Source organism: Bradyrhizobium sp. SZCCHNS1050, assembly GCF_032484785.1.
In the GTDB taxonomy this organism is placed as follows: Bacteria; Pseudomonadota; Alphaproteobacteria; order Rhizobiales; family Xanthobacteraceae; genus Bradyrhizobium.
Map to the genome: position 1 here is coordinate 1,522,072 of NZ_JAUETR010000001.1, position 22,425 is coordinate 1,544,496.

24 protein-coding genes and 1 pseudogene are annotated in these 22,425 nt (G+C 66.0%); 9 read left to right on the forward strand and 16 right to left on the reverse strand.

All coding sequences use genetic code 11. The features are described from left to right. Positions 1-53: 53 nt before the first annotated feature. From QX094_RS07010 to QX094_RS07035, 6 genes are all read right to left on the reverse strand, one after another. Entirely contained in the window at positions 54-779 is a 726-nt protein-coding gene (locus tag QX094_RS07010) for a TetR/AcrR family transcriptional regulator (RefSeq protein ID WP_315717586.1), read from the reverse strand. A 262-nt stretch (positions 780-1,041) separates the two neighbouring features. Continuing rightward, positions 1,042-1,410, reverse strand: coding sequence for a hypothetical protein (locus tag QX094_RS07015; RefSeq protein ID WP_315717587.1), 369 nt, complete (start codon positions 1,408-1,410; stop codon positions 1,042-1,044). Positions 1,411-1,443: 33 nt separating this feature from the next. Further along, positions 1,444-1,860 (reverse strand): YciI family protein, encoded by a 417-nt coding sequence (locus QX094_RS07020; RefSeq protein ID WP_315717588.1) that lies wholly within the window; start codon positions 1,858-1,860, stop codon positions 1,444-1,446. Positions 1,861-1,893: 33 nt separating this feature from the next. Then, the gene (locus QX094_RS07025; RefSeq protein ID WP_315717589.1) at positions 1,894-2,307 is read right to left on the reverse strand and encodes a YciI family protein; all 414 of its coding nucleotides are present in this window, start codon (positions 2,305-2,307) and stop codon (positions 1,894-1,896) included. 112 nt (positions 2,308-2,419) lie between these two features. Next, entirely contained in the window at positions 2,420-3,070 is a 651-nt protein-coding gene (locus QX094_RS07030) for a glutathione S-transferase family protein (RefSeq protein ID WP_315717590.1), read from the reverse strand. A gap of 187 nt (positions 3,071-3,257) precedes the next feature. After that, positions 3,258-3,809, reverse strand: coding sequence for a dihydrofolate reductase family protein (locus QX094_RS07035; protein WP_315717591.1), 552 nt, complete (start codon positions 3,807-3,809; stop codon positions 3,258-3,260). Positions 3,810-3,915: 106 nt separating this feature from the next. On the opposite strand from QX094_RS07035, the gene QX094_RS07040 reads away from it, so the two are divergent. After that, positions 3,916-4,434 (forward strand): helix-turn-helix domain-containing protein, encoded by a 519-nt coding sequence (locus QX094_RS07040; RefSeq protein WP_315717593.1) that lies wholly within the window; start codon positions 3,916-3,918, stop codon positions 4,432-4,434. 46 nt (positions 4,435-4,480) lie between these two features. On the opposite strand, the gene QX094_RS07045 is transcribed toward QX094_RS07040, so the two are convergent. After that, positions 4,481-5,689 (reverse strand): hypothetical protein, encoded by a 1,209-nt coding sequence (locus QX094_RS07045; RefSeq protein ID WP_316187702.1) that lies wholly within the window; start codon positions 5,687-5,689, stop codon positions 4,481-4,483. Positions 5,690-6,574: 885 nt separating this feature from the next. On the opposite strand from QX094_RS07045, the gene QX094_RS07050 reads away from it, so the two are divergent. Both QX094_RS07050 and QX094_RS07055 read left to right on the forward strand, forming a co-directional pair. Further along, positions 6,575-7,375, forward strand: a complete 801-nt coding sequence (locus tag QX094_RS07050) for an SDR family oxidoreductase (RefSeq protein WP_315753952.1) — start codon at positions 6,575-6,577, stop codon at positions 7,373-7,375. Between the two features lie 4 nt (positions 7,376-7,379). Continuing rightward, the gene (locus tag QX094_RS07055; RefSeq protein WP_315753955.1) at positions 7,380-7,826 is read left to right on the forward strand and encodes a hypothetical protein; all 447 of its coding nucleotides are present in this window, start codon (positions 7,380-7,382) and stop codon (positions 7,824-7,826) included. Positions 7,827-7,831: 5 nt separating this feature from the next. On the opposite strand, the gene QX094_RS07060 is transcribed toward QX094_RS07055, so the two are convergent. The 5 genes from QX094_RS07060 to QX094_RS07080 form a co-directional block, all read right to left on the reverse strand. Next, positions 7,832-8,251 carry a VOC family protein gene (locus tag QX094_RS07060; RefSeq protein WP_315753957.1) on the reverse strand — a complete coding sequence of 140 codons (420 nt, stop codon included), beginning with the start codon at positions 8,249-8,251 and terminating at the stop codon, positions 7,832-7,834. 30 nt (positions 8,252-8,281) lie between these two features. Next, positions 8,282-8,719: a DoxX family protein gene (locus tag QX094_RS07065; RefSeq protein WP_316187703.1), complete on the reverse strand. Its 438-nt coding sequence runs from the start codon at positions 8,717-8,719 to the stop codon at positions 8,282-8,284. Between the two features lie 96 nt (positions 8,720-8,815). Continuing rightward, a complete protein-coding gene (locus QX094_RS07070) occupies positions 8,816-10,087 on the reverse strand; it encodes an RNA polymerase sigma factor (protein ID WP_315717599.1) in 1,272 nt (423 codons plus the stop codon). Continuing rightward, entirely contained in the window at positions 10,084-10,452 is a 369-nt protein-coding gene (locus QX094_RS07075; RefSeq protein ID WP_315717600.1) for a YciI family protein, read from the reverse strand. The genes QX094_RS07070 and QX094_RS07075 overlap by 4 nt, the downstream gene beginning before the upstream one ends. Before the next feature lie 99 nt (positions 10,453-10,551). Continuing rightward, on the reverse strand, positions 10,552-10,869 hold the full coding sequence (locus QX094_RS07080) for a hypothetical protein (protein ID WP_315717601.1): 318 nt from the start codon (positions 10,867-10,869) through the stop codon (positions 10,552-10,554). Positions 10,870-10,957: 88 nt separating this feature from the next. Between QX094_RS07080 and QX094_RS07085 the strand changes: the two genes are divergently transcribed. After that, a complete protein-coding gene (locus tag QX094_RS07085; protein WP_315717602.1) occupies positions 10,958-11,923 on the forward strand; it encodes a glyoxylate/hydroxypyruvate reductase A in 966 nt (321 codons plus the stop codon). 4 nt (positions 11,924-11,927) lie between these two features. Here the strand turns inward: QX094_RS07085 and QX094_RS07090 are convergent, their stop codons facing one another. Further along, positions 11,928-12,599 (reverse strand): TetR/AcrR family transcriptional regulator, encoded by a 672-nt coding sequence (locus QX094_RS07090; RefSeq protein WP_315717603.1) that lies wholly within the window; start codon positions 12,597-12,599, stop codon positions 11,928-11,930. A gap of 90 nt (positions 12,600-12,689) precedes the next feature. On the opposite strand from QX094_RS07090, the gene QX094_RS07095 reads away from it, so the two are divergent. The 3 genes from QX094_RS07095 (at position 12,690) to QX094_RS07105 (ending at position 19,828) form a co-directional block, all read left to right on the forward strand. Beyond that, positions 12,690-13,334 carry a glutathione binding-like protein gene (locus QX094_RS07095; protein WP_316186032.1) on the forward strand — a complete coding sequence of 215 codons (645 nt, stop codon included), beginning with the start codon at positions 12,690-12,692 and terminating at the stop codon, positions 13,332-13,334. 164 nt (positions 13,335-13,498) lie between these two features. Continuing rightward, positions 13,499-18,268: a DUF3320 domain-containing protein gene (locus QX094_RS07100; protein ID WP_316187704.1), complete on the forward strand. Its 4,770-nt coding sequence runs from the start codon at positions 13,499-13,501 to the stop codon at positions 18,266-18,268. Between the two features lie 363 nt (positions 18,269-18,631). Further along, positions 18,632-19,828: a cytochrome P450 gene (locus QX094_RS07105; protein ID WP_316187705.1), complete on the forward strand. Its 1,197-nt coding sequence runs from the start codon at positions 18,632-18,634 to the stop codon at positions 19,826-19,828. Between the two features lie 84 nt (positions 19,829-19,912). On the opposite strand, the gene QX094_RS07110 is transcribed toward QX094_RS07105, so the two are convergent. From QX094_RS07110 to QX094_RS07120, 3 genes are all read right to left on the reverse strand, one after another. Continuing rightward, entirely contained in the window at positions 19,913-20,140 is a 228-nt protein-coding gene (locus tag QX094_RS07110) for a hypothetical protein (protein WP_316187706.1), read from the reverse strand. Positions 20,141-20,279: 139 nt separating this feature from the next. Beyond that, a complete protein-coding gene (locus tag QX094_RS07115; RefSeq protein WP_316187707.1) occupies positions 20,280-20,855 on the reverse strand; it encodes a hypothetical protein in 576 nt (191 codons plus the stop codon). A gap of 50 nt (positions 20,856-20,905) precedes the next feature. Further along, complete coding sequence (locus tag QX094_RS07120) at positions 20,906-21,241, reverse strand: HPF/RaiA family ribosome-associated protein (RefSeq protein ID WP_315717609.1); 336 nt, start codon at positions 21,239-21,241, stop codon at positions 20,906-20,908. 361 nt (positions 21,242-21,602) lie between these two features. Between QX094_RS07120 and QX094_RS07125 the strand changes: the two genes are divergently transcribed. Next, on the forward strand, positions 21,603-21,812 hold the full coding sequence (locus QX094_RS07125; protein WP_315756027.1) for a hypothetical protein: 210 nt from the start codon (positions 21,603-21,605) through the stop codon (positions 21,810-21,812). A gap of 60 nt (positions 21,813-21,872) precedes the next feature. Continuing rightward, positions 21,873-22,352, forward strand: a pseudogene (locus QX094_RS07130) (cytochrome P450); the annotation flags it as partial. Between the last annotated feature and the right edge of the window lie 73 nt (positions 22,353-22,425).

Consider the following 22,425-nt stretch of genomic DNA (forward strand, 5'->3'; position numbering starts at 1 on the left):
CAAGGCGACCGCCTGACGCGTCGCTCGAATTATTTTTCGGCGTTCTTTGAACCTTATTTCGGGCGGCCCCAGGGCCCTGCCGGCTTGTCATCGTCCGGCAGCGGCGGCGGCTCGGCAGCGGAGGACGGCGCAGGCCGGCGGTCGGTCGGGAAGCCGAGCCCGCGCAGATAGATCAGCAGCTCGGCCTCCAGCAGCTCCTCGGGCGACATCGGCAGCTTGCGCCGGGCGGCATCGCCGCGCGCGAACAGCGAGGCGATGCCATGCGCCATCGACCAGATGTGCAGCGCCATCATCAGGGCCGGCGGCCGCGGCATCCCGGGCGGCGCCAGCGCCGCCAGCCGCTCCGCCGCGGCCCGAATGACGCCGAAAGCGCGCTCACCCGCCGCCAACAGGCCCGCGGTGGAGTCCGCCGGCACGCCGGATTCGAACATCGCCGAGTAGAACGCAGGCTCCGAACGGGCAAATGCCAGATACGCCTTGCCGACGCGCTCGAACGCCGTGACGGTGTCGGGCCGGCCGTCGTCCCACGCCGCCGAGAGCTGCGCCTCGAACTGCTCGAAGCCGCGCTGGGCGATGCTCGACAGCAGTTCGTCGCGATCGCGGAAGTGGCGATAGGGCGCGGCCGGGCTGACGCCGGCCATGCGGGCCGCATCGGCAAAGGTGAAGCCGGCAGCCCCCTTCTGCGCGATCAGGTCGAGCGCCGCCTGCAGCAGCGCCTCCTTGAGGTTACCGTGATGATAGCCGCGCTCGGCGCGGCGCTCTTCCTTGCGCCAGCTCATGTAAATGGCTTTTACATGAGCCGGGTCGAAGGAAGCCAGCGACTTTTGGGCGGGGTCAGCCGCCGACTTCCGGGACGCTCTATCGCGCCGTTCGGTTAAGCCCCCGCGAACAGGTGCCACCCTCGCCCCTTGAGGGCCCCCGCAAGGGGCAGGGTGGCACCGAAGTCGCCGCGGGATCAGCGCGCCCGGCACAAACGCCGGGCGCCCGCAGCAAGCGGGACGTTCACCTCAGCCGACGTGCTCCGCCCTGCAGGCCGCTCAACTAGCCGCCCGGAATCGGCAGCACCGGCATGATCTCGACCCGCTCGCCCGGGAAGATCGCAAAATGCGGATGGTTGACGAACATCTTCGCGGCATCCTCGTGCGACGCGGCGCGGACCACGGTGAACGCGCCCATCTCGTTGGCGATGTCGTTGACGCCGCCCTTGTCGACCCGCTTGGTCTTGCCGAGCGGCCCGCCCATCGCGACGATCGCGTCCTTGTGTTGGTCCACCCAGGCATGCCAGGCCGCCATGCCCTGCTGTCCCCTGGCATTGCGCTCCGTCTCGGACAGCGCCTCCCAGGCTTTCCAGACCGGACTGGTCTTGCTGCCGAGAAAGACGGCGAGATAGGTGTTGCTGTTGTCGCTCATTGCACTTCCCTCTCCTGCTGTGAAACGGATCGATCAGACACGGCCGGCATGCGGCAGCTCGGCGAAGCCCGCCGCCGCCTGCTGCACCTCCTCGGAAAAGTCGGCCATCTCCTGGACCTGGCGAATCTCGATGATCTCGTTGTCCGAGGCCGGGCACTGCCTGGCCCAGGCGATCGCCTCGTCGCGCGAGGCGACCTCGATCATCCAATAGCCGCCGAGCACCTCCTTGGCCTCCGCGAACGGGCCGTCGGTCACCACAGGCTTGCCGCCCGCGAACGAGACCCGCGCCCCCATCGACAGCGGATGCAGGCCCTCCAACGTGATCAGCACGCCGGCGTCCTTCAGGGCCTCGTTGTAGCGCATCATCGCTTTGACACGCTCGGGATCGAGCTGCACGTCCGGCGGCGCACTCTCGTAGCCGAGCGGGATCATCAGCATCATGAATCGCATCGCGTTTCTCCTCCTCTCCTGATCAGGGTCGGTTCAGCTCCTGGCGGCCTGCGCACGCAGCCGTTCGACCCGCTCACGCAATTCGGGCGTGAACGTCTCGCCGAAATCCTCCGCGGCATAGACCTGGCGGATCTCGATCTCGCCGCTCGGGAACGGCGCCCGCTTCATGTGCTCGATCACCTCCTCGAGCGAGCCGGCCTTGAGCATCCAGAAGCCCGCCGCGAGATCGCGGGAGAGATCGAACGGACCGCGCGCGACGCTCGGCGTCCCGTTCGAGAAGTCGATGCGCGCCCCCTTCGCGGTCGGATGCAGGCCCTCGCCGGCCTCCATCATGCCGGCCTTCACCAAGCCCTCGTTGAACCGGCCCATCGCCGCGAACTCCTCGGTGGTCGGCAGGATTCCGGCTTCCGTGTCCCTGGTCGCCTTCACGATCACCATGAACCGCATGGTTGCTCTCCCCTGATGCTGTCTGGCAGGACTGCCCTGCCCTCATCAGTAGGACGATCCGGCCCCGGTACGGCCGACACGCTCCCGCAATTATTTTGGCCGGGTTCCCGGTTCAGCCCGGCTCTTGCGGGAACATGTGGAAATAAGGCTCGGCCTCGGCGAGCACCCGCGCGACGGAGGGCCGCGTCTTGAGCCGGTCGAGATAGGCAGTGACCCCAGGCAGCCCATCACCCAGCGGCTCCACTCTGTCGGCGTAGAACAGCGCCGGCAAGGCCGCGCAATCCGCCAGGGTGAAAGGGTCGCCCATCGCCCAGCCACGCGGCGGCAGCTCGGCCTCGAGCATGGCGTAGGACGTGCGCAGCCGGCTTCGAGCGTCGGCGACGCCGAGCGGATCGCGGGCATCGGCCGGCCGCAGCCGGTCGAACACGACGGTCTGCGTCGGCATGTGCAGATAGAGGTCGAGAAAGCGATCGCGTAGACGTGTCCGCAAGGCGAGATCGGGATCATCGGGAATGAAGCGCGTCCTGCCCGCATAGTGCTGGTCGAGATACTCGATGATGATGCTCGATTCCGGAATCGTGCGCTGCTCATCGCGCAGCACGGGAAATTTACCGACCGGCCACAGCTTCAAGAACGCCGCGCGCTCATCCGCGTCCCCGAGATTGATCAGCTTCGGCGTGAACGAAACGTCGTTCTCATATAGCGCGATCAGCACCTTCCAGCAGAACGACGACAGCGGATGATAGTAAAGGGTCAGGGACATCGTACGCTCCTGCTGAGTTGAGTGAGAACAAGTCGTTTGGTCCCGAACGCGCGGCCGCAGGGAGGTGCGCTCCCACGGACCGTTGTTCACGGGGAGAGGGTTGAGCTGAGGCGCTAGAGGCACGGGTGGTGTGAGTGGAAAGACCTGCGCTGCCCCCGGAACCCGGAGCGCGCCGCGAGATATGGGCTCACACGCCCCGAACGGGGGCATAGCGCGCGATGACAACGCCGTTGGACAGCGCCCGGCTGTCGATCAGGCTGAGCTTCAAGGCCTGCCCCGGCTTGAACAGCGGCCGTCCGGCGCCAAGCACGCGCGGATTGATCGCGATTCGAAGCTCATCGATCAGGTCGTGTGCCACGAGCGTCGAGCCGAGGTCGGCGCTGCCGAACAGGAACAGGTCCTTGGCATTCTCCTGCTTGAGCTTGTCGACCTCGGCCGCGAGCTGCGGACCCAGCAGATGCGCGTTCGACCATGCCAGGCGAGATAGCGTGCGGGAGGCAACATATTTGGGGATGCTGTTCATGACGTCGGCGATCACGCCCTTCTCGGTCGGCCAATAGCCGGCCATCAGATCGTAGGTCACCCGGCCGAACAGCAATCCGCCCGCCTCGTGCAGTTGCGTCTCGGAGATCTGCTCCAGCTCCGGGCCCCACACATCCTCGTGCCAGGAGATGTCGCCGTTCGGGCCCGCAACCATGCCGTCCAGCGTCATCATGTTCCACATCACCAGCCTCGCCATCGACTGCCTCTCCCTAACTGCTTTCATTTTGCAAGCAGTTGGAGAATGCCCAGACCGGTGCAATATTGCAAGCGGTTTATGCGCGATCCCTGCTCACGAGACTTCGATGTCCGACCCTCAGCGCTCCCGCTGCCCGATCAACCTGTCGCTCGAAGTGGTGGGGGATAAATGGAGCCTCTTGATCATCCGCGACATGATGTTCGGAAATCGCCGGCACTATCGCGAGCTGCTCGGCGGCTCGGAGGAGGGCATCTCCTCGAACATTCTCGCCGACCGGCTGAAGACGCTGCTCGCGGCCGGCATCATCAGCCGTGCGGACGATCCGAGCCACAAGCAGAAGGGCATCTATTCCCTGACCGAGCAGGGCATCGAGCTGTTGCCGATCCTCGCGCAGATGGCGGGCTGGGGTTACAAGTATCTGCCCGTCTCGGAGGAGCTCGGCATCCGCGCCAAGCTATTGATGGAAGGCGGCCCGAAGATGTGGGCCGAATTCATGGACGAGCTGCGCGAAACCCATCTCGGCGCGAAACGGCGCAGGAGGGCTGGACCGAGCGTCGGCGAGCGGCTGCAGGCAGCTTACCAGAAGGTCGTCGCTGCCAAGAAGGCCGAGGCAGGCGGCCGATGATCGCACGCCTCGCGACGCGCACGGATCGTGCGCGCCGCTTCCCGCATCAGAACCGCGTGTTGTCGGCCCTGTAGCGCGATGATTTGCGCGGGGCGCGTTCGGGGGCCTGCTCGAGCTGCGCGATCGGACGGCGATAGGTCTCGGCGCGACGCAGCCAGCCCGCCTCCCACACGCGGTTCGAGGGCAGATTGCGAACCCGCTGCTGCAGCACGACCTGCACCGCGTCGGAATATTCGGCGAGCACGGCCTTGGACTCGGTGGTGGTGCCGTTCATCTTGAGCAGCACCTGCTTGAGACCCCAGCCCTGGCGCTGGCCCGTCTCCTTGTCCACGGCCGTCTCGGACGGATTAGTGCCCTCGCCCTTGAAGTTGATGTAGTCGATCAGCGGGTAGAGATCGTTGGAGGCGCGCACGACTCGCGAATATTGCGCGACGATGTGCTCGCGTTCGGCGCTGTCGGGCGTGTTGGCGAGGATCTTGTCCATCGCGCCTTGCGCACGCGCCACCAGGAACTGCGTCTGCTCCGCAATCGTGTCGAGCAGGAACTGCCGCAATTGCCGCATTTGCGGCGAGTTGAAATTCCGCTTGAAGTCGGCCCGGCTGGTCCACGGGCATGCCGGAATCGGCGTCTTGTCGAGCCATGCAGGCAACGGCGTCTTGCCCTTGCGCAGAAATGCGATCAGCCCCGGAAAACCCTCTTCATAAGGCGGCTTCGCGGTGGACGGGTACCAGATGAAATGCCCGATTCCCAGCGAGGCGAATTCTTCACCCGCATTCCACGACGTGATCGCGTCGCGCCGTCCCCCGGCCTCGTTGAGCCAGATCCTGCGGCCGATCATCTGCGCGACGTCGGCCGGCAGCGCGCGCTGAGGCACCGACAGATTCTTCGTGGTCTTGGCGTCGCTCCGCGGGTCGCCCTTGCGCTCGGCCGCGATCGGCTTCGCACGCTCGGTCGGTGGAACGACCACTTTCAGAGCCGGCGTCTGCACGTCCGACGGCCGCCCCACCGTCTCGGGCTCCGCCGTCTGCGGCTGCTGCGGCGGCGCGACATCGTGCGCAGCCTGCTCGGTCTCTGCCGGTTTCGCAGCAACGCTGCCATCCGCTCCGACGGCGCCGGACGCCGCGAGCCCGAGGACAATGCACGACAACAGCAGCGCGCCGCACCCGCGCCACAGACCATTCGACCCGTGCGACGAAGCGTGCAGCTCCGTGGTTCTGACGAGGGTGATTCGCCGGCTGATGAATAGATCGCCCATGTCGATTCTACCGAGACTCTTAAACTCTACGCCACCGGTTCAGATTCGTCCCGGACACGTCCGAGAGCCACCCGACGACGAGCAAATCAGCCGACGGCGGGACTGTCCAATTCCACGGGGGAACGCGCCTGGAGAGGCGGCTCTTTTCCTGAAGACTTTCAAGTCGATCACCCTTGTCCAGTGCTTCCCGTAAAAAATCCCTCTTTCGCCTTTCCGGAATTCATGCTCCTTTAGCCACGTCCTGTTCCCGATCGAGAGGGACGTTTCGCGGTCGTCACGAACGTGGGGAGCAGGATGCGGTGAACGCGTCGATGTTGCAGCGTGGAGCATGATTCGGAACCGGAGGCCGTTGACGGCTATTGCGCCACAGCTTTCCGACAAGATCATGCTCATATGAGGACACGCAGACGAACAACGCGGCGCGTACGGCGAAATCATGTGGTCCCTGGCATCCCGATGCTGATGCCGTGTCCGATGCGGGAGCGTATTGTGGCGGAAACGGGGGCAAAACAGCCGGTCCCCGGGCATCGCGCAGGGAGGGCCGGGATGTCTCAGCCGAATCTGTGGTTCCTGCCCCGTGCATTTTTCCCGCGGGGGCCATGGGGCGGGCAAGCTCCCGGTCTTCCCTGCGCCCTCCGACCCGAGAGGGAGGCCAGGGCGAGCATGACTCGGGTGCTTCGACACCGCGAGAACGCGAATTGACGTCGTCGTTACCACCCCTGGCTGTTTGACAACGCCCACGAAACTCGCTGGCTATACGCATCGCGCGGAGCTGGATTGAACGTACACTGACAGATGTGACGGCCTTCACAGCCGATCCGCGCAGCGCATGTTAGGACTCAACGACGAGAAGAGCCGGGCTGCCGGCCCGAGGAGTCGACCGCCGTGACGGAAACATCGACGACGACGCTGACTGACAAGGTCGCCCTGATCACCGGGGCGGCACGCGGCATCGGGCTGGCGACGGCAAAGAGATTTCTGCACGAGGGCTGGCGCGTGGCGCTTCTCGACATCGAGAAGACGCTGCTCGACGACGCCACATCGGCACTCAAATCCCCCGATCGAACGCTCGCGCTGCATTGCGACGTCGCGGACGCGGCGATGGTCGCCGATGCGTTGGCGCGCATTGCCGGCCGTTTCGGTCGTCTCGATGCACTGGTCAACAATGCCGGCGTGGCGCGTTTCGCCCCGATCATGGAAACCAGCGAAGCCGACTGGCAACGCATCCTCGACGTCAACCTGACCGGGCCGTTTCTGTGCACGCGCGCCGCGGTGCCGCTGATGCGCGAGCACGGCGGCACCATCGTCAACATCACCTCGATTTCAGCCGTCCGCGCCTCGACGCTGCGCTCCGCCTACGGCACCAGCAAGGCGGCGCTGGCGCATCTGACCAAGCAGCTCGCGGTCGAGCTCGCTTCCACCGGCATCCGCGTCAACGCGGTGGCGCCGGGCCCGGTGGAGACCGCGATGGCCAAGGACGTGCACACGCCGGAGATCCGCGCCGACTATCACGACGCCATTCCACTCAACCGTTACGGCCTCGAGGACGAGCTCGCCGAGGCGATCTTGTTTCTCAGCTCCGAACGCTCCAGCTATATCACCGGACAGATCCTGGCCGTCGATGGCGGCTTCGATGCCGCGGGAATCGGATTGCCGACCTTGCGCGGCCAACGCAGGAACACATGAAACGATGCCGAGCCGGACGCGCATCATCCTGACCTTGCTGCTCGCCGTCCTCTTGTGGGGGATCGCGACGATGCTGGCGCGCGCCGACGTCCGCATCATCTCCTCGCCCGGCGGCGAGGTGGGACCGTTCCTCGATCTGTTCGAGAAGGTGCGCGCCTCCGGGGAGCGTGTCATCATCGACGGTCCCTGCCTGTCGGCCTGCACGCTGGTGCTCAGCGTCGTGCCCGAGGACCGCATCTGCGTGACGCAGCGAGCCTCCCTCGGCTTCCACGCCGCACGCTCGGTCGACCGGCGCGGCCGCGTTTATGCGGAACCCGAAGCCTCCAAGCTGGTGCTGCAGACCTATCCCACGCCGGTGCGCGGCTGGATCGAGCGCCGCGGCGGCCTGACGTCGCGGCTTCTGTTGTTGCGCGGGCGCGAGCTCAAGGCGATGTACCCCTCGTGCCGCTAGCGGCGTCACGCCGCGTAGCCTTCCGCCGGGGAATTGATCATCCACGGAATGCCGAAGCGATCGACGCCCATGCCGAAGCCCTTCGACCAGAAGGTCTTGCCAAACGGCATGGTGACGGCACCGCCTTCGAGGAGCGCGTTGAACTTGCGCTCGGCCTCGGCCGGATCCGCGATCTGGAGCGAGACCGAGATTCCGTGCGGCTTGCCTTGATAATATTCGGGCGGCGAATCCGAGGCCATCAGGACGCCTCCGCCGATCGAGAAGCGGACATGCATGATCCTGTCCTTGTGCTCCGGCGCACACGGCATCTCCGGCGGCGCCTCGCCGTTGCGCATCATCATCTCGATCTTGGCGCCGAGCACCTCGCGGTAGTGCTTGAGCGCCTGCTCGCAATCGCCGTTGAACGTCAGATAGGGACAGATCATCGTCATCCTCCTTGGTTGAAAGATCATTCGTCAGCGCGGCAGCGGCAGCGGCAGCGGCAGCGGCAGCGGCAGCAGCGCGCGCAGCCGGCGATCGCGCAGCCACAAGCCGCCCCACAGCATCAGCCCGAGATAGAGGCCGAACAGGACGTGGCTGAACAGCGGACTGCCGATGCGGACATGAGAAGCGATGGCGCCGCCGAGATAGCCTGTCAGCAGGATCGCCCCGACGAACGACGTCGCCGGCAACGCATAGAGCACGGTGCAGACGATCGTGATCAGACCGAGCGCGCGGGCCGTGCCGTCACTCGCGCCATAGCCCATCTGATCCAGCGTCTGGGTGACGACGGACAGAGGGACGAGCTTGATCGCGCCGTCGAACAGCAGGAACAGGGTCACCAGCCCACTCAGGATGCGGCCGCTCCACAATTCGGCGCGCGAGACCGGTTCTTCCAAGGTGATCGTCGTCATCTGCAGCTCCTCCCCGTAATGCTGCTCCAAGGACGAATGAAGGAGCGTGCCGCCGACAGCCCGGTTCAAGATTTTGGATCGAATCTCAGCGGAATGTCACTGGCCGACCTGGACCTGAGCCGTTGCGCTGTCGCGCATCAGGCGATCGAGCTGCATGCGGATATGCGCGGCCTCCGCCGAGCTGTGCGCCAGCGCGATGGCGCGGTCGAAGGCGGTCCGTGCCTCGTCGGCGCGTCCGAGCTGCATCAGCAGCGCGCCGCGCACGCCGAAGAAATAGAAATAGTTGGCGAGCCGCCCTTCGAGCGGCCCGATCAGGTCGAGCGCCGCCCCGGCGCCGCGGACCTTGGACACCGCAACGGCGCGGTTGAGCGTCACCACCGGCGAGGGCTGCACCACTTCCAGCGCGCCATAGAGCAGGTCGATCTGCGTCCAGTCGGTGTCCTCCGGACGCGCGGCGCGTGAATGCAGCGCCGCGATCGCCGCCTGGATCTGGTACGGACCGCTGCGGCGATGGCGCATCGCCTTGTCGATCAGGGCTGTGCCTTCCGCGATCATCGGCTGGTTCCACAGCGAGCGATCCTGATCCTCCAGAAGAATCGGCAATCCCTCGGCGTCGAAGCGGGCGGCGGAGCGGGCGTGCTGCAACAGCAGCAGCGCCGTCAGCCCCATGATTTCGGGCTCGCTCGGAAACAGCCGCAGCAGCAACCGCGCCAGCCGGATCGCCTCCTCGGACAGCGGCTGGCGCTGCGCGGCGGTCTCGCCGCTGGCCGAATAGCCCTCGTTGAAGATCAGGTAGACCATGGCGGCGACCGCGGTCAGGCGCTCCGACCGCTCGACCGCGCCAGGGGTCTCGAACGGCACGTTCGCCTGCGCGACGCGCGCCTTGGCGCGGGTGATGCGCTGCTCCATGGCGGCCTCGCTGACCAGGAAGGCCCGGGCGATCTGCTTCACCGTCAGTCCGGACACCACGCGCAGCGCCAGCGCGATCTGCTGCGTCGCGGGCAGATCCTTGTGGCAGCAGATGAACAGCAGGCGGAGGATGTCGTCGCGATAATGCGAGCCGTCGAGCCGGTCGGCCAGCGCGCTCTCGGCGTCGTCGAGATCCGAGATCGCCTCGTCCTCCGGCAGCGGCTGCTCGCGGCGGACACGGCGGACGTCATCGATGGCCGCGTTGCGTCCGACCATGATCAGCCACGCCGCGGGATCGCGCGGCGGCCCATTCTGGGGCCAGCTCTTCAGCGCGCGCAGGCAGGCGTTCTGGAATGCCTCCTCCGCCGTGTCGAGGTCGCGGAAATAGCGCAGCAGCGCGCCGACGGCCTGGGGACGTGCTGATGTCAGGGCTGCATCGATCCAGGCCGTATCGGTCATGCCAGCGCTCCACCCGGCCTGAACGTGCCGACGGGACGGATCTCGTAGGAGCCGCCTGGATTGGCCTCACCGAGCTCGCGCGCGACCTCGAGCGCCTCGTCGAGATTGGCACAGTCGACGAGATAGAAGCCGAGCAGTTGCTCCTTGGTCTCGGCATAGGGGCCGTCGATGACGAGCGGCGGATCCTCCTTCCGGAGCGTCGTCGCGGCCGTGGTCGGCAGCAGCCGCGCCACCGGCCCGAGCCGCCCCTGCTTGGCGAGCTTCTCCTGGATGACCGCAAGCTTGGCCATGACCGCGGCATCCTGGTCCTTGCTCCAGGCGCAGACGACATCCTCGTCATGATAGCAGAGCAGCGCATACAGCATCGGAAGTCATCTCCATTCGTCTTCAAGACGGCGGAGTATGCCTCCGGCCGACAGACCCACGAAGTATTTTCGCGGGTTCCGCCTGCAGGAACAAGCCGCCTACCAAGAGATGCCGTACTTGGCCGCGATGTTGCGCGCCCGCGTCTCCTGCGCGCTCTCGCGCGGCTGCCTGGCTCGGCCCGTCTGGCGCTGCGACTGGCCTTGGCCCTGCCCCTGACCTTGCCCTGCGGCACCTTGGCCGCCCGCACCTTGCGCCATGCCGTCCGCGGCGCCCTGTTGACTGGCGGCCTGCGGCTGACCGCCGCCCTTGCCAATGGAAATGCCGTTGGCCGACAGGATCGACCCGACATCGATGGTCTGAGCCTGGACCGAGGCGGATGCGATGACGAAAGCGGCGGCGAGAAGCAATTTGCGCATGACGATGTCTCCGTGTTGATGGCTGGAGATTGGCCTGCGCGCGCGATCTGGTATGTGGAACACGTCACATAAGCTCGAGGACCCCCTGATGACCAAAGGCGCGCTGGCGCTCCTGATCCATGGCGGCACCGATAACTGGTCGCCGCAGCGCTGGAAGGCGCGTTTCGACGACGTCTGCGGCGACCGCCCGGTGGTGCTGCTGCCGGATGCGAGCCTCGATCCGGCGGAGGTGCACTACGCCGCGGTGTGGAAGCCGGTCCCCGGCGAGCTCGCCGGCTTCCCGAACCTGCGCGTGATCTTCAATCTCGGCGCGGGCGTCGACGCACTGATGGCCGACAAGACGCTGCCGAGCGTGCCGCTGGTCCGGGTCGCGGTCGATGATCTTACGGCGCGGATGACCGAATATGTCGTGCTGCACGTGCTGATGCATCATCGGCAGGAGCTGTATCTGCGCGAGTCGCAGCGCGTGAAGCGCTGGGCGCCCAAGTATCAATGGCCGGCGGCCGCGATCGGAGTCGGTATTCTCGGACTGGGTACGCTCGGCATCGATGCGGCCGAAGTGCTCAAGCGGCTCGGCTTCCAGGTCGCCGGCTGGAGCCGCAGCGAAAAGCAGGCGGACGGCATCGAGTGCTTCCACGGTGCGGCGCAGCTGGATGCGTTCCTGGCGCGGACCGACATTTTGGTGTCGCTGCTACCGCTGACGCCCGACACGCGCGGCATTCTCGATCGCAAGATGTTCGCGAGGCTTCGGCGCAGCTCGCCGCTCGGCGCCCCCGTCATGATCAATGCCGGGCGCGGCGGCCTGCAGAACGAGGCCGACATCCTCGCCTGCCTCGACGACGGCACACTTGGTTCGGTCTCGCTCGACGTGTTCGGCCAGGAGCCGCTGCCGGTCGACAGCCCGTTCTGGAGCCACCCGAAGGTGGTGCTGACGCCGCACAATGCGGCCGACACCGACGCCGACGCGATCTCGCGCTACGTCGCCGAGCAGATCGCGACCTTCGAGGCCGGCGGGGCGCTGCGCAATCTGGTCGATCGCGTCAGGGGATATTGAACCGCTATTTGTTGCCGACCATCACATCGATCGCGCCGGCGACGATCGCCTCCAGCTCCTGACGCGGCGCCCGCGCGCGCGCCCGGACAGCGATCGAGTGGATCGTCGCCGACGCCAGACGCGCCAACACGACGGGATCGGCGTCGGCCGGCAGCTCGCCTTTTTCCTTGGCGCGGCGGAAGCAATGCGCAAACGCCTTGTCGAGCTCGGTCAGCGCGTTCTGCACCATGGCGCGGATGTCGGGGTCGGCGACAGCCTCCGAGCCCGCCGTCATCACCGTGAAGCAGCCGCGCGGTCCCTCCTCGCCCGACAGATAGATGTCGAGCGCCGTGGCGAAGATCTGCTCGAGCTGCCGTCGCACCGGCCAATCGTTACTGAAGACGTCGCCCATGAGGGCGCGGGCATTGTCGCGATAGCGCTGATAGCTCTTGATGTAGAGCTCGCGCTTGTCGCCGAACGCGCCATAGAGGCTCGGCCGGTTCATGCCGGTGGCGGCGCTGAGATCGTCGAGCGAGGTCGCGGCGAAGCCGGTCGACCGGAACAGGTCGAGCGCCTTGCCGAGCGCGACATCCGGCTCATACGCCCGCGGCCTCCCGCGCCGCTTCGGCTGGTCGGGGGCACCCGCCTTTTCTATCGGACGGTCGCCTTGCGGCGGCCCTTTCTTTTTTTGTACCATTTCGCACTAAATTCCTTGACCGAGCCCATATTATGCGAGACAGTATAAAAATCAACCAATGCTCCGGTCCGGAGCCCGAGGGAGACGTCCATGGACCTGTATTTCTCGCCGCTCGCCTGCTCGCTCGCCACCCGCATCGCGCTCTACGAAGCCGGCGCGAAGGCGAACTATCTCGAGGTCGATCCCAAGACCAAGATCGTCCTCAACGACGGCTCCGATTTCCGCGCCGTCAACCCGCTCGGGCTCGTCCCGACGCTCCGCACCGATGACGGCGACCTGCTGACCGAGAACGCCGCGATCCTGCAATATGTCGCCGATCGCTTCCCCGAGGCGAAGCTCGGCACCGGCCCCGGCATGGACCGCAGCCGGCTGCATCAATGGCTCTGCTTCATCGGCACCGAGCTGCACAAGGGCCTGTTCATTCCGATCCTCGACAAGACCGCGCCCGAGGAAATGAAGGCTCATGTCCTGAAAAAAAACCTGTCGCGGCTCGATCATCTCGAGAACCATCTGCGGGATCGCGACTATCTGCTCGATCATTTCACGGTCGCCGACGCGTATCTCGTCACCGTGATCAACTGGACCATGGCAACGCCGCCGGTCCAGCTCGCGAGATGGCCGGCCGTGAAGGCGTACTACGAGCGCCTGCGCGCGCGGCCGTCGATCGCCCGTGCCATCGCCGAGGAGTTCGAGCTCTACAAGACGGAACTGGCGCGGCATAAGGCAGCGGCCTAGGAACAGGCAGCCTGGGAACATACGAGTCTCATCTCCCTCGATTGGGAGATGAGACCTCTTCATGGGGAAGATGAACCATCGCTCATTGACCGCTTCTCCACCGCGCCGGATGCTTGACCGCGATCATTCCGGGTTGCAATCCTCGAATCGCAGGAGGATTGCACGTGGCAACCACATCCGTACGAGACCGATTGCTGGCGGACCGGCGCGCGCTGCTCGATCTGGGCACGCGCAACCGGCTCGTGCACATCCCGCTCAAGACCAAGACCATCCGCACCATCGACATCGTCGGCGCGCGCTCTGCTGCGCTCTTCGAGCTTCTCGGCGAAGGCAAGCGCTTCACGTTCCTTCCGACGAAGGCAGAGACTGCGGAGGCGGAAGGCACCCTGCCCTTGAGCGTGCCGGCACCTCGATCCGACACGCCGACCACCAAGGTGGACCAGGAAGGTGATGATTCGGAGTCGCAGACGCGGCAGCCGGACACCCGGCTCAGGACCCGGCTGTCATCGGAGGCGCTGCAGAAGCGCCTGCTGGATATCTGGTACGACGCACGAACGCTCGAGGAAGAACAGGGCGTCAATATCCTCTATCTCGCCTTCGGGCTGCTGAGATGGTTCGAGGACGACAAATCCGATGTCGAGCGCTTCGCACCGCTCGTCCTGCTGCCCGTCCGCCTGGAACGCAGCAGCGCCGCCGATCGGTTTCACCTGGTCTCGCGCGCTGAGCCGCCGTCGCCGAACCTCTCGCTCCAGGCCAAGCTCGACGCCGAATTCGGACTCAAGATCGAGGATTTTGGCGACGAGGACGACGTCGACATCGCGACCTATCTTGCCGGCGTCGCGGAGACGGTCGCCACCAAGCAGCGGTGGGAGGTCAGGGCGGACGCGATCGTTCTCGGCTTCTTCTCGTTCTCCAAGTTCCTGATGTATCGCGATCTGGATCCCGAGAATTGGCCGGCAGATGGTGGCCTTGATCGTCACCCCCTCATCGCAGCGCTGCTTCAGGACGGCTTCGAGGGCGCGGAGCCGATCGTGGCCGACGACGGAAAGATCGATTCCGTCATCCAACCAGTGGCGATGAACCATGTCGTCGATGCGGATTCATCGCAGGCCGTGGTAATCGAGGAAGTGGTCCGCGGACGCGACCTCGTCGTCAAGGGACCGCCTGGAACCGGCAAATCGCAGACCATCACCAACATCATCGCGTCGGCTGCCGCCGAGGGGAAAACGGTGCTGTTCGTCGCCGAGAAGATGGCGGCGCTCGAGGTCGTGCACCGGCGGTTGAAGCATGTCGGTCTCGGCGCGCTCGCGCTGGAGCTGCACTCCAACAAGGCCAACAAGCGCGTTCTGCTCGAAGAGCTGAAACGCTGCAAATCGGCTGAGGTCCCGGTCCCGCGCGGCGAAGCCACGCTGGTGCAGCGCCTGACCGACAGCCGGGACGGCCTCAACCGGCATGCGGAGATGATGCACCAGCCGCATCAGCCGAGCGAGCTGACACCGTTCAGGCTGCTGGGTCATCTCGTGCGCTCTGGGGACAACTCCGCGCAGCATCCCTATCCGTTGCAGGGCGCCCCCTCCTGGTCTCCTCTGGATCTGGAGCGGCGGCGTGAGCTGATCGCCGAACTCGCCGAACGAATTGCGGCCGACGGCGCGCCGCACCTGCATCCCTGGCGCGGTGTCGGCCGCGACGCGCTCGATCCAGCCGAGATGACCGAGCTGCGAAAATCGCTCGACGACATTTCGAACGTTGTCGGCAGCGTATCCACTGGCGCGGCCCGCCTCGGCACGCTGCTCGATCTCCCGCCGCCCGCCACCTTGGCCGATGCCGCGGCGATACTCGCCTTCGCCGAGGCCGCGGCCGCGATGCCGGAGTGCGATCGGACGTCCTTCCGCGACGGCGTCTGGAGCCAGACCGGACTCATCACGGACATCATCGACAAGGGGCTGCGTTACGCGAAATTGAGGACGGCCTTCGAGAGCGCCTTCGTCGAGGCCGCCTGGGATGCGCCGATCGCCGAGTGCCGCAAGGTCATCGCCGAGAAGGGCCGCTCCTGGCTGCGCCTGCTCAGCCCGCGCTATCGCGAGCAGGTGGCGCTGCTGGCCTCGTACCTGAAGGTGCCGATGCCGAAAACGCTGGAGCAGCGGCTCCTGCTGCTCGACGGCCTCATCGCGGCGCAAGCCGCACGCCGGTCCTTCGCGGAGGTCGAAGCTGCCGGCAGCACCGCATTCGGAACGGCGTGGCAGAAGGAACGGTCGGACTGGGATGCGTTGTCCAGATTGGCGACCTGGTGGAGTGCATTCCCCAAGCCGTTCGCAAACGACGAAACGCGCCAGCGGCTGACGCAGCTGGCCTTGTCGGCCGATGATCGGCAATCGATCGAACAGCTCAACCACGACCTCGCAAGTCTGAGGTCCGGCCTCGGCAGGCTGATCGACTCTCTCCAGCTGGAGCCTGCCCGCATCCCGCTCGAGGCCGGCGACCAGATCCGGTTGGACGGCCTGTCGCAGACTTTGTCGGAGTGGCAGAACGCGACCGAGCGCCTCACCCGCTGGATCGCATTCATGGACCGGGTCCGCCTTGCGCGCGCGCAAGGCCTCGCCGCGCTGGTCGACCGCACGCTCGATGGCTCCTTGCCAGGCGAAGCGCTCGAAGCCGCCTTCGACCGGTCCTATTACGACGCCATGCGCAGCGTGATCTTCGCCGACCATCCTGAACTGAAACGTTTCGACGGCGAATCGCACGATCGGCTGGTCGATGGCTTCCGCAAGCTCGACGTCGCACGGATGCAACTGGCCCGCGATCAGATCGCCCACGAGCATGCCGCGGCCCTGCCGCGCAACGCCGGCGGCATCGGGCCGCTCGGTGTGCTGAACGGCGAGCTTGCCAAGAAGCGCAATCATCTGCCCATCCGCCAGCTCCTGGAACGGGCCGGTCCGGTCATTCAGCAGATCAAGCCGATCTTCCTGATGAGCCCGCTGTCGGTGGCACAGTTCCTCAAGCCTGGCGCGATCGCCTTCGATCTTCTGGTGGTCGACGAGGCCTCGCAGATCGAGCCGGTCGACGCGCTCGGCGCGGTCGCGCGCTGCCGGCAGATCGTGGTCGTCGGTGACGAGCGGCAGCTGCCGCCGACGCGCTTCTTCGCGAAGCTGACAGGTAACGACGACGAGGACAATGACGACGAGGATCAGCCGACCTTCCAGGTCAAGGACGCCGAGAGCATTCTCGACCTCTGCCTTGCCAAGGGCCTGTCGCATCGGATGCTGAACTGGCACTATCGCAGCAAGCACCAGTCGCTGATCGCCGTTTCCAACAAGCAGTTCTACGACAACCGGCTGTTCATCGTGCCGAGCCCGTACGACGCCGTCGCGGGAATGGGATTGAAGTTCAACTACACCCCCGATGCGCACTACGAACGCGGCAGCAGCCGGACCAACCCCAGGGAAGCGCGGCTCGTCGCCGAGGCCGTCATGCGCCATGCGCGCGAGACCCCGGACCGCAGCCTTGGCGTCGCGACCTTCTCGGTGGCGCAGCGCCAGGCGATCCAGGATCAGCTCGAAATCCTTCGTAAGGAAAACCCGGCAACGGAGAGCTTCTTCGTCCGCGGGGCCAGCGAACCGTTCTTCGTGAAGAACCTCGAGAACATCCAGGGCGACGAACGCGACGTCATCTTCATCTCCATCGGCTATGGGAGAACGAAGGAAGGTTTCGTCTCGATGAGCTTCGGCCCCCTCAACTCGGACGGAGGCGAGCGCCGGCTGAACGTGCTGATCTCGCGCGCCAAGCTCCGATGCGAGGTGTTCTCGTCGATCACCGGCGACGACATCGACCTGTCGCGCGCCAAGGGCCGCGGCATCGCGGCCCTGAAGACGTTCCTGACCTTCGCGCAGACGGGGCAGCTCGGCATCGCGCAGGAGACCGGGCGCGATCCCGACTCGGTGTTCGAGGAGCAGGTCGCCGCAAGGCTGCGGGCGCTCGGCCACGACGTGAAGACCCAGATCGGCACCGCCGGATTCTTCGTCGACCTCGCCGTCGTCGATCCCGACAAGCCGGGCCGCTTCCTGCTCGGAATCGAATGCGACGGCGCCCAGTACCATGCGTCTCGTTCGGCGCGAGACCGCGACCGCCTGCGGCAGAATGTGCTGGAAGCGCATGGCTGGGTGCTGCATCGCATCTGGTCGACCGACTGGTTTCTCCGTCCCAAGGAGGAAACCGAGAAAGTCCTCCGCGCGATCGACGCTGCGAAGGCGCATTGGCGGGACATCGACCAAGGGGCTGCGCGAGCTCAACCCGAGCCTCCGGCAACCTCTGATGTGCCGGCGCCGGAGCAGACCGAGCAGCGCCCTCAGGAGATCCTCGCACAGGCACCGACGGTGGCCCCCTATGAAGAGGCGAAGCTGCGCGTCCGTCGGGAGATCGAGCCGCACGAGACGCCGCTTGCCGACATGACGCGGCATGTCGTCGAGATCGTCGCCATCGAGGGGCCGGTGCATGAATCGGAAATCATCGTCCGGATCAGATCGGCCTGGGGCCTTGCCCGCGCCGGCAACCGCATCCGCGATGCCGTGCGAGCGGCGCTGACATCGGCAGTTGCGAGGGGACAGATCGCCGGAGGTCCGTTCTACGCCGTGCCGGGACAGGCGATCGTCGTCCGAACGCGCGAGGACGTGCAATCGCAGTCCTTGCGCAAGCCCGAGATGTTGCCGCCGGAGGAGATCAAGGCGGCCATCATGCAGATCGTCGAGCAGAACTTCGGCGCCGAAGAGGACCAATTGATCCAGGCGGTGGCCCGCTTGTTTGGCTTCGGGTCGACCAGCGCCCAGCTGCGGGAGACCGTGCAGGGCAGTCTCAGAAGTCTTCTCGACGCAGGACACCTGCGCCGCGAAGGAGCGCTGCTGACCAAGCCGCAGGAGGCCTCGCCGGCGGCGCAGGACTGACCGGCTGAATGCGTGCCGGGAATCAGGCTCGAACGCCGCGTCACAGCCGCCCCGCGGAGCGCACGTCGCACCGCGTTGCGCAGAGGCGCTGGCAACGACGATCTCGCGATCCATCCGCGTCCTGCAATGGCGGTGGAGCGCCGACGATGTCGGAGCTGACGCCCCGCAGGGCGGAATGTCGCCCCTCCGGCTGTCACCGCAAACCCGCGGAATCGCTGAAGGAACGGAACAGGCGAGGTCAGAATTCGTTCAGCACGGACGCTCGTCCCGGCCAATGCATCGGACCAGGATTGCACGGGTCCATCCCGGCCACTATCCTTGAGGTGAGACACGCGCTGGCCCGCATCCCGATAGGAGCGCCCCATGCCGACTGCGACCCCGGCTCAGACCCTGGCTCCCCTGGACGAGACCATCACCATCGCGGAGCTGACGCGCGATCCCTATCCGATCTACCGGCGCCTGCGCCGCGAAGCGCCGGTGTTGCGGGTCAAGTCGGTGGGCCGGACGTTCCTCACCAAGGCGGCCGACACCAAATATGTGAAGGACAATGCGGCGCTGTTCTCGTCCGACGATCCGAACACGCCGATGAAGCGCGCCTTCCTCGCGCATACCCTGATGCGCAAGGATCACGACGAGCACCGCGCCGAGCGCATGGCGATGATGCCGGCCCTGATGCCGAAGACGATCGAAGCCGTCTGGGAGCCGCTCTACACCAAATTCGCCACTGATTATCTCGACCGGCTGCCGCGCGGCGAGATCGTCGATCTGTTCCCCGCCCTCGCCGGCCCCTTGGCCGCGCGCATCCTCGCTGAAGTGATGGGCATCCCGGACGCCAGCGATGCCGACATGCAGCGCTGGTCGCAGGCCCTGATCGACGGCGCCGGCAATTTCGGCTGGACGCCGGGGCCATTCGACGCGTCCGATATCGCCAACGCGGAGATGGACCGCTGCATCCGCGCCAACATGGAGCGCGTGAAGGCGGAGCCGGATTCGTCCGCGCTCTCCTTCATGGTCAACGCGAAGAATCCGATTGCCGAAAGCCAGATCATCGCCAACATCAAGATCGCGATCGGCGGCGGCATCAACGAGCCGCGCGACGCGCTGCTGACGATCCTCTACGGCCTGCTCACCAATCCGGAGCAGCTCGCCGCCGTGCGCGCGCAGGACAAATGGCGCTCCGCCTTCGAGGAAGGCGTGCGCTGGGTGGCGCCGATCCAGGCGAGCTCACGCCTGGTGATGGAGGACACCGAGATCCGCGGCTGCCTGATCCCGAAGGGCGACACCGTGATGACCATCCAGGCCTCCGCCAACCGCGACGAGGAGCTGTTCACCGACGGCGAGCACTACAACGCCCTGCGCGACCCCAACCCCCACCAGGCCTTCGGCAACGGCCCCCACCACTGCGCCGGCGCCCACCTCTCCCGCCGCACCGTCGGCGCCATCCTGCTGCCGATGCTGTTCGAGCGCTTCCCGAAGATGACGCTGCCCGATCCCGCGAGCGTGCGGTGGCACGGATTCGGCTTCCGCGGCCCGCTCAATCTGCCGGTACGGCTGCAATAGGACCGGCACGAAGGGCGTTGTTCTTCGCGTTGTCTCAGTGCACCTGAGCCGGGCCCCGGGTTGGTTGGAATCACCACGTTCGAGTTATCGCGCTTTGGCAGGCCCGGAGGCGATCTCGACGACGGCCTTCGTGAACCTGCGGTAGATGTCGATCTGTCTGCCGGCAAACGTGGTCGCGACGCCGAACATGCTGAGAGGCGAGCGCATCGTGACGAGGCTGGCCGCCAAATCGAGATTGTCTCGCGTCATCTCCATAAGCAGGGTCTGGCAGGCCTCCATGCCGGCGAGCGCCGGCGGCGGTCCGCCCGCCACGGGCGAGGGATCGGCCGCCCTGGCTTCAGCGATCGGGGTTGGCTGGGCTTCGTGCGAGTCCGTCCCAGCGCCGACAGGCTGAACGGCATCGGGCTTCAGCTCGCTGAGAGGCGGCAGGCGCGCCGGCCCGGGTTCGGGCTCAAGAGGCGGGAGCGGCGGCAGGATCGTTTCCGTCTCCTGGGCTGGTCGTCCCGGGAGCCTCGTTTCGGTCTCCGGAACTGCCTGCAGTTCGTCTGCGTCCGAGCTTACGAACTCGGTTAGCACGCGAGCGCGCTTCTGCCTCGCTGTCGCGTCGGCGTGTTTGGGCATTGATACCGGCTTCGCCACGACGGGTTTCGCGCTGTTCCCCTTGTGGGAGCCATTTGATTTGCGCTTGTTCATTGAAAGGCCTTCCTGTGCGGCATCGCCGGAGTGGGGCCAGCCCGGTCTCGATACCAATCTCCGTGTCGGACCGTTGGTTCCTTGCGATCAGGACGCCGTCGCTCGAGCCCATCTGCACCCGGCCGCGGCCGGCATCGAGCCGCAGGAACTGATCGGTTTCCGGATGCGCCTCCAGGCCGATGTCGCCGCCGACCGGAATCGACATCAGCGTCACCTGCAGATAGCGCCCGCTCCAGGCGACCGACCGATAATTGGCATTGTCCCGCGTCGCCCGCTCGATGTCGAACGCCTGCGGCTGCGGCCCGATGTCGGTGATCTCGGCAAGCATGTCCATCACGGATCTCCCACCCGGCGGCCTTGCCGGCAAACCGTCCCGCCACGCGTCTAGCGATGATCCCGAAGCTGATCGGACACCGCCTCCTTGCCGAAGGCGTGGTCGAGCGCGCGCTTCAGCTTGTGGACCGCGCCACGCACGGCCTGCTCCATGAAGCTGTCCTGATGCGCCGCGACGATCGGCTCGCCGCCGTCACGGTGCACCTCGATCTTGCAGCTCTTGTCGTCGTGACTCGGCTTGTGGCTCACCGCGTCGCTGAGCTGCACGTCGATCCGCCTGACCTGATCCTCATAGCGGTGCAGCACCGCATGAAGCGACGCCTTCACGTCCTGCGACAACTGCTCGCCGTCCTCGACGTTTCCATCGGTTCTGACATCGATCAACATCCGTGTCTCCTTCAGGTGAAGCGTCAATCGTCACAAGATGGAATTCGCGATCATGATCAGCTCCCCGGCATGGTCGCCATCCAGGCTTCGACGTCGCCGCACGGCACGCGACGCCATGCGTCGTCCGCGGGCGGCGGCCACGAATGAACGCCCCGTGATACTGCGGGTCTGAAGCGACGCTTGATCCGCCTCGGGGCCTTTCAGGCGCGGCGAAGCGGCTGTTCAGGCGCGTCTCCCAATGTCTCCCGCAACCAGACTGCCAGAGGCGAACGCGCGCGGCTGATCAATATTGCTCAGTCAATACCGGAGAATCAGGCGCAACCTGCGGCGACCCAACTTTCGAGTCTGCACCGGAGATGGGATGATGGATTGTCCGATCACATTTCGCTGCCCCCAGACCGGGTCCGAGGTCGATGCCATCCTGCACCAGCCGAAGGACGACTGTCGGTTCGAGACCGTGACCTTCGAGACCGTGAGCTGCCCGGCCTGCACGAGATTTCACTTCATCCACGCCATGACCGGCGCGCTCATTCCTCCGACCCTGCTCGGCCCGGCGAACTGGACGCCGTAGCGGCGATCTCGAAAGGCGAACGTCCCGTCTCGCACATTCCTGTGCGGAGGCCGTTGCCGCGGCATCAACGAGCCGCGCGACGCGCTTGACGATCCTCTACGGCCTCCTCACCAACCCGGAGCAGCCTACCGCCGTGCGCGCGCAGGACAAGTGGCGCTCCGCGCTCGACGAAGGGTGCGGTGGGTGGCGCCGATCCAGGCGAGCTCACGCCTGGTGATGGAGGACACCGAGATCCGCGGCTGCCTGATCCCGAAGGGCGACACCGTGATGACCATCCAGGCCTCCGCCAACCGCGACGAGGAGCTGTTCACCGACGGCGAGCACTACAACGCCCTGCGCGACCCCAACCCCCACCAGGCCTTCGGCAACGGCCCCCACCACTGCGCCGGCGCCCACCTCTCCCGCCGCACCGTCGGCGCGATTCTGCTGCCGATGCTGTTCGAGCGGTTTCCGCGGATGGAGCTGGTGGATGCGGCCAGCATGCGGTGGCACGGGTTTGCGTTTCGGGGGCCGCTGAATTTGCCGGTGCGGATGCATTAGGATGGGCGCAGGAATTTTTGGCTACGTGACGACTCAGTGCACATGACCCAGATCCAGTCGCTGGTAATGGGAT